Annotated in this window: 5 protein-coding genes; 4 read left to right on the forward strand and 1 reads right to left on the reverse strand. The window is 46.1% G+C overall.

The window, feature by feature from the left end; translation table 11 throughout:
- The first annotated feature begins 221 nt into the window (after positions 1–221).
- The 3 genes from O9332_RS18435 to murI all read left to right on the forward strand — a co-directional run bounded on the left by O9332_RS18435 (position 222) and on the right by murI (position 4,882).
- The gene (locus O9332_RS18435) at positions 222–1,610 is read left to right on the forward strand and encodes a cation:proton antiporter (protein WP_288026774.1); all 1,389 of its coding nucleotides are present in this window, start codon (positions 222–224) and stop codon (positions 1,608–1,610) included.
- Between the two features lie 421 nt (positions 1,611–2,031).
- A complete protein-coding gene (locus tag O9332_RS18440) occupies positions 2,032–3,930 on the forward strand; it encodes an N-acetylmuramoyl-L-alanine amidase (protein ID WP_002758160.1) in 1,899 nt (632 codons plus the stop codon).
- Positions 3,931–4,030: 100 nt separating this feature from the next.
- Entirely contained in the window at positions 4,031–4,882 is an 852-nt protein-coding gene (murI, locus tag O9332_RS18445; protein WP_002758158.1) for a glutamate racemase, read from the forward strand.
- Between the two features lie 1,234 nt (positions 4,883–6,116).
- On the opposite strand, the gene O9332_RS18450 is transcribed toward murI, so the two are convergent.
- A complete protein-coding gene (locus tag O9332_RS18450) occupies positions 6,117–6,440 on the reverse strand; it encodes a hypothetical protein (protein ID WP_288026780.1) in 324 nt (107 codons plus the stop codon).
- A gap of 87 nt (positions 6,441–6,527) precedes the next feature.
- Here O9332_RS18450 and O9332_RS18455 point away from each other — a divergent pair, with 87 nt between their 5' ends.
- A complete protein-coding gene (locus O9332_RS18455; RefSeq protein ID WP_288026778.1) occupies positions 6,528–6,641 on the forward strand; it encodes a PEP-CTERM sorting domain-containing protein in 114 nt (37 codons plus the stop codon).
- Positions 6,642–7,262: the final 621 nt, after the last annotated feature.

Genomic DNA, 7,262 nt, shown 5'->3' on the forward strand with positions numbered 1-7,262 from the left:
AAAAATAAGCATAAAATTGCATAAAATAACCAAATAGAGCATTTAATTGATTAATGCTCATTCTTAATTCTCCTGACTACTGACTACTGGCTCGGAGACTCCTCACCTAAAGGAAGATTTTTGATTTTTGCAAGAGGTCTAATAGAACGGCAAACTTTGAGCAGGAATAACTGAATAAGCCGCAAGCTTGTTAGAGTATTGAGAGTAATTTTGAGCGAGCGATGATACTACAGCCTTTCCTTTCTTCCGCTTGGAGTTTTAACATTTCCCTGTTAGCCTCGGCAGCTACAGCCGAAACTGCTGATAGTGCCTTAGTTTTAGCCTGCGTGCTGCTGAGTTTGACCGTTATTTATTTCGCCTGTAAACTGGGGGGAGAAATATGCGTGCGATTGAACTTGCCTCCCGTGTTAGGAGAATTAGTCGGTGGCGTGATTATCGGGGTTTCTGCCCTAAAATTACTGGTTTTTCCGGAAGGAGGAGCGGGATTCGAGGATTCTCTCCTAATTCACTTCCTACAATCCACTTCCCCCCTCACCCCGGAGCAATCTCCCGCCGTTTTTAGTGCTGCCAGTGAGGTGATTTCCGTCCTCTCGGAATTGGGGGTAATTATCCTGCTGTTCGAGATTGGTTTAGAGTCAGACTTACAGGAATTAATTCGCGTCGGTCCACAGGCAGCTGCTGTCGCAGTGGTAGGGGTTGCGGTTCCCTTTTTGGTGGGTACTTTGGGTTTAATCTATATCTTTCATCTGGCCACCATTCCCGCTATTTTTGCCGGGGCGGCTTTAACCGCTACCAGTATCGGCATTACCGCCAAGGTTTTAGCAGAAATAGGGCAGTTATCGGCGAAAGAAGGTCAAATTATCATCGGGGCAGCGGTTCTCGATGATATTCTCGGTATTATCGTCCTCGCTGTCGTTGCTTCTTTGGTGAAGACTGGAGAAGTGCAAATTAGCAAAGTAATTTATTTAGTTATTAGTTCTAGCGCTTTTGTAATCGGGGCGATCCTGATCGGTCGTTTTTTAAGCCCCTTTTACGTTCAATTAGTTAATAGCATGAAAACTAGGGGACAATTGCTCTTAGTTTCCCTGATTTTCGCCTTTATTCTTGCTTATATTGCCCAAGTTATCCAATTAGAAGCGATTCTCGGTTCCTTTGCTGCGGGCCTGGTTCTAGGGGAAACGGAAAAGCGATCGGAATTGGCAGAACAAGTGTTCCCGATCGCCGATTTATTTGTACCGATATTTTTCGTCTGTGTGGGGGCAAAAACCGATTTAAGTGTCCTTAATCCCGCTATTCCCACTAATCGAGAAGGATTAGTCTTGGCCGCTTTCTTAATTGTCGTCGCTATTTTGGGTAAAGTGGTGACGGGGTTAGCCGTTTTCAGCAAGGAAAAACTCAATCGCTTGGCGATCGGAGTTGGCATGATTCCCCGGGGTGAAGTGGGTTTAGTCTTTGCCGGAGTCGGGGCTGCTAGTGGCGCTTTATCCCCCGCTGCCGATGCGGCCATTATTATGATGGTGATCTTGACTACCTTTATCGCTCCGCCCCTGTTAAGGTTAGTATTTAAAGAACCTACCGCCAGCCCTCAATCAGTGAGCAGTGAGCAGTGACCAGTGACCAGTGGCAGTGTTAAGTTACCAGTAGCAGTGTTAAGTGGCACTAACAGTGCCGTCTTTTCATTGATAACAAGGGCCGAATCTAAATCCTAATTTGTTAAGCTAAAAGCTTTGATGGACTTAGTTTCTAACCTTATTTTTAGGTAGGAGAATTGCCAGATTCTTTTTTGGAGCCTCTTGCCTATTACCTTCAGAAGCTGATAACTGATGACTGATAACTGATGACTGATAACTGATAACTGATAACTGATAACTGATCAGAAACATAGCAGACCATGCCAACGTCCCATAAGCTTGTTTTTATTGATAGTCATTCTCAGAGCATTAACGGAGCTATGGATGGCCAAAAATCGACAAAATAGTCCATTTTTACCGAAAAAAGGTAATTGATAACTGAGCAACGGGAGCATCGATCGTGAGATTTCATTGGTTATTCCTAAGCGCATTAACTTGGTTGCTGGTGGCAGCCCCTGCTTGGGCAGGCAAGCTCGTCTTTTGGCGATTCGACACCAATGAGAATCGTCTGGTGTTCACCACCGACAATCGAGTGCAACCGCGAGCGCAAATGATCACTAACCCCACCAGGATCGTGATCGATCTGCCCGGGATCAAGTTAGGGCAACCCAATATTAACCGGCCCATTGGCAATATCGTCAGAAGTGTCCGTATCGGTCAATTTGATGCGGAAACTACCCGTTTAGTGATTGAATTGGCCCCAGGCTACACCTTTGATCCTCAACAGGTAAAAATTCGCGGAATTTCGCCCACCCAATGGACAGTGGAATTGCCAGAACCCCAACCAATTAGGGAGGAAACGCAACCACCCGTCACCCCTGACCCCACACCTCCCCCCGATCGCGGTTCCACCCGTCCCACTCCCCCACCTCCAGTTAGCCGGACGGACAACAACGATGATTTTCAGGTCACTCGCAATGGTCTTTTTGTCCGTTTAGAGCAAAATGGTGATGAGCGATCGATCCGCAGTCAACGCAGCCGGGACGGCAAAAAAATCGAATTTGAATTACCCGGGGCCACTTTACCCAGCAGTCTCACTGGTCAAACTATCCCCGTCAATCGCTATGGGGTCGGCGATATTCAATTCAGTCAGACCGCCAATCAACGAGCTAAGATTTCCCTAAGTGTTAGTAGAGATAGTCCCGATTGGCAAGCTCTCTATAGTCGTTTTGGTGGCTTGGTTTTACTGCCTAGGGGTGGTCTGGGTGCCGTGGATAATATCTCCTCACCTCCCCCCACTAGCGCCACCAATCCCAATCCTCGTCCCAACAATCCCCCCCCGAAAACTGCCAATAATCCCCCTTCTAGCAATCGTTTGGCCACGATCTCCTCGATCGATCTGACGGGCAATAACGATCGCCTCTTAATTCGCGCGGATTTACCCCTGAAAGCTAACGGCAGTGTTAACCGGGATGGTGTCTATGAACTACGCATCGAAAATGCTAAGTTAGCCGAGTCTTTTCGCGGTCCGCGCTTCGGCCGCTATAGTCCTATCTATCAATTGCGGGTACGTCAGGAAAGCGCCAATAAGGTGCTGATTTTGGTACAGACGGCCGTGGGTTTTCAACTGGGACAATTAACTCAATCGGACAGTCAAACCCTAGCCCTAGAATTGCTTTCCTCCCGCAATTCTAGCCCCCTTTCTCAGGTTCCTGACTCCACTACTATCCCTGTTCCTTTACCCCCCAATACGGGGCAATTTAACCCACCGCCGCGCCCTTCTAACCCCACTCCTAATCCCCCCCAACAACGCAATAGCCGCTTTCTAGTGGTGATCGATCCGGGCCATGGTGGTAAGGATCCGGGGGCGATCGGAATTGGTGGCCTTCAGGAAAAAAACGTAATTCTGCCCATTTCCCTAGAAGTTACCCGCATCCTGCAACAACAGGGCATCGATGTGCGTCTCACCAGAGATAGCGACTTTTTTGTCACCCTGCAAGGTCGCACGGATCTGGCTAACCAGATCGATGCCGATCTATTTGTCAGTATCCACGCTAACTCTATGGGTAAAGCACGACCGGATGTCAACGGATTGGAAGTTTATTACTTTGGCGATCGCCGTTTGTCGGATACCATCCATCGCAATATTGTCCGCAGTGTCGATATGCGCGATCGGGGGGTGCGTCGGGCCCGTTTCTATGTGCTGAGAACCTCCAGAATGCCCTCTACCCTCGTGGAAGTGGGTTTCGTCACCGGCGCTGAGGATGCTGCTAAATTAGCCAATGTCAACTTTCAACGACAAATGGCGGCGGCGATCGCTGGGGGGATTATTGAATATATTCAACGAAATCTCCGTTAATGATTAAATGATTGGAGCATTAGTTTACTAATCAAAAAATCCGTGTTTTAATATCATCAAATAAAGCTATTTTAGATCAGCGTTTTCCTCGATATTATCTATGAGAGAATCACAACTTAGTCCGATTGGTGTGTTTGATAGTGGCGTGGGTGGACTGACCGTTTTAAGGGAGTTGTATCGACAACTGCCCCAAGAATCAATTCTCTATTTCGCTGATACCGCTAGACTTCCCTACGGAACTCGTTCTAAAGGGGAAATTATCGAATTTGTCCGGGAAATTCTCACTTGGATGAGCGAGCGCCGGGTGAAAATGGTGATTATGGCTTGTAATACCAGTTCCGCCTTGGCTTTAGAAGAAGTACAGGCCGAATTTAAAGATTTACCAATTTTGGGGGTAATTTTACCCGGTGCCAAAACTGCCGTTAAACAAGGAAAGCGCATTGGGGTGATTTCTACCCCGGCTACGGCTAAAAGCAATGCCTATAAACAAGCGATTCAAGAAATCGATCCTACTGCCCAAGTTTGGCAAATTCCCTGTCCTGAATTTGTCCCTTTGATCGAGGCTAACCGCATTTTTGACCCCTACACCACGCAGGTGGCTAGGGAATATCTTCAGCCTTTACTAGCAGAAAATATTGATACTCTGGTCTATGGTTGTACCCATTATCGCCATCTTTCCCCGGTTTTACGTCGTCTTTTACCTAGTTCCGTGCGGTTGGTAGATCCCGCCGCTTCCGTTGTCCGAGCGGCGGAAAAAGAACTAGAATTATTAGGTCTAAAAAATCCCGAAACACCCCTACCTACTAACTTCGCAGTTAGCGGTGATCCTGACACTTTTGCTCGTTTATCTCGTCAATGGCTCGGTTTTTCTCCCAGGGTAGAAAAGGTTTATCTGCAATGTCGGGTGAAGACCCTCGGTTTTACCGATGGGATGAAACAAAGGCCAGTATAGAACAGCGAACCACAGCTAAAAATAAGTGTCTAGTCTCAAGAGCGAAATCTCGAATGACTTCTGACATTGTTAATGGCATTCTAGTTGCGTATTCCGAAGTGCGCTTGCTCTTCTTTTGGGGTCATTAGCCTTGGCAGTCTTTTTTCCTTTAAAGGTCTGGAAGTACTCACGAAAAATAGCTACCATATAAGTATAGCGGCTAGGGTAAACAACCGCTTGAAAAACCCCTGTAGTCTAATCACTACGCTATCTGCACCTTGACAATCAAAGATATGGGGTTCTACCTAGGGTTTGCGGCAAAAAGTTTTTCCTGGGGGCAGGGTGTGGGGTGTGGGGTGTAGGGTGTAGGGTTTTACCGATTTTGAGGTAGTCAGTTACCTAATTTTCAGGGAAAAAGTCCAGGAATTTTACCCCCGATCCCTCCAATGGTCGGCACTTTTTGAGGGAAAAAAAGTCTAAAAGCCTTATCCAACAAAGTTTTTAGATTTATTCAGCAAGCCCTACCTAATGTTCTAGTTTCTACCTGTAGGTAGGTAAAATCTTTGCAGGAACTAGACAAAGCAGTATTTGAAGCTAACACTTCAATTAAAGCAAATTTTGTAGAAATACAACTAGGGTGGGGCGCACCCAAAGTTAACGCTTGAGGAGAGAACCACCTCTGGGTTGAGAATCGCAAGGTACTTAGTCTAAGTGGACTCGGTGAATCAAGAATCCCTCGCTTGAGCGCGACGGGAGCGTCAACTGCCTGTCCCCGTTTTATAGCCGTCAGTCTTTTCAGCCCACATTCCGCACCCTAGTCGTTGAAATCAAAAGTTGCTCTAGCCCTTGTATGGTAAGACTTTTAGCGATTACTAAGAATTATGAAGTGTCACACTCTAGTTAGCGATCGCCAGCTTAATGAGAGTTTATCTCAATAATTTGGTATCAGAGTTATCAGATTTTTAGGGCTAATTGTGCATCTGCTGGGCAACCAAATTAGCCTGTAATTCAGAGCCGGCAATCGTTTTGACGATTTAGATAAAATTTTCAATGTGACACTTTAGGGTGCGGAATGTGGGCTATATAGATAGGATTGAATATTTTCATAAAAAATCCTCTTGAAAAATATTTTGATCAACCTTAACTTTAAGGGGTACATTAATTTATTTTTAGGGCCATGGCCACCAAATCGCCAAAATTATTCGAGTCATTGCGGTCATAGACCGCAATGACTGTCACTACTGTTAGCCTCACCCTAGCCGCTGCTTCTGGTGCTAGTGCCGCAACAGTGTTCGGTTTCCAAGACGCTTACGATCCCATTAACTGGACATTTACCAATAGTAATGCCGACGGGTTCGTCAATACCGGCGGCGCTCCCGCGTCCATTAGCCTGACTGGGGGGAACAATGGTTCTGGCGGTTCTGGAACCACAGACTACACCACCACTGCGGCTGCGGCTGGGACGGTGACGTTTGATTGGAACTATTCGACTGCTGATGGGCCTTTCTGGGATCCCTTCGGATATCTGCTCAACGGCAGCTTCACCCAAGTAACTAATGATGGGGGAGGTGTTTTCCAAAACGGGACATCGACGTTTAACGTCCTAGCTGGCGACAGCTTTGGTTTCCGTATTTTCACTCGCGACAACCTTTTTGGACGGGCTAGTGTGACGATTTCTAACTTTTCTGCCCCTGCCCCTGTTCCCGAACCGTCAACTGTGCTGAGTTTGCTGGTACTAGGAGGCTTAGGCGCTGGACTGAAGTACCTTAAGCGGAATTGATATCCCAAAAAACAGGGGACTAGGAGTTGACCTCTCCTCCTAGTTCCCAACTTGATTAGCTGTTGACTGTCTGCGAGTGCCAGAGTTTGGAGCGGGGAGAGTTGCACAATTCTGGTTTTAAGTCAATAGCCTTTACAAAACTTCAAAAATTGCAACATAAAAAAATGTCACCACTAGCGGCTTTTTTTGGGCAAGAGAATCGATATAGTCCCCTGATTGCCTTGGTTTTCCGTTGATTTAAAGCTTAAAGGTTAAACTAAGCCCACAGCATACCACGATCATACCATATTATTAAATGTAGGCAACCCCGATTTACAGCCAAATTTTGGCAAATTCTGGGAAAATCAAAATCTTGTAACTTACTTGTTACATTGAACTAATCGCCCCAAATATTTAAATATTTTAATTATTTACCTTAAATTTATAATTTTTACTTATTTTTTGCAGGCTGATTAACTAGGGTTGGGCAAAAAAGCTTGTAAGGCAACATCTCAATAAATGCTGGTAAGGAAGCCGAAGTCAACCTAGAAAATGAACCCGCACTCGTGAGAAAGCATCGACTTAGGTTGCACTGAGGAAGAAAATCTGCTTTAACTAAGGATATGCTTCTTCCCATCGAGA

The organism is Microcystis sp. LE19-10.1B (genome assembly GCF_027530565.1).
Lineage (GTDB): Bacteria > Cyanobacteriota > Cyanobacteriia > Cyanobacteriales > Microcystaceae > Microcystis > Microcystis aeruginosa.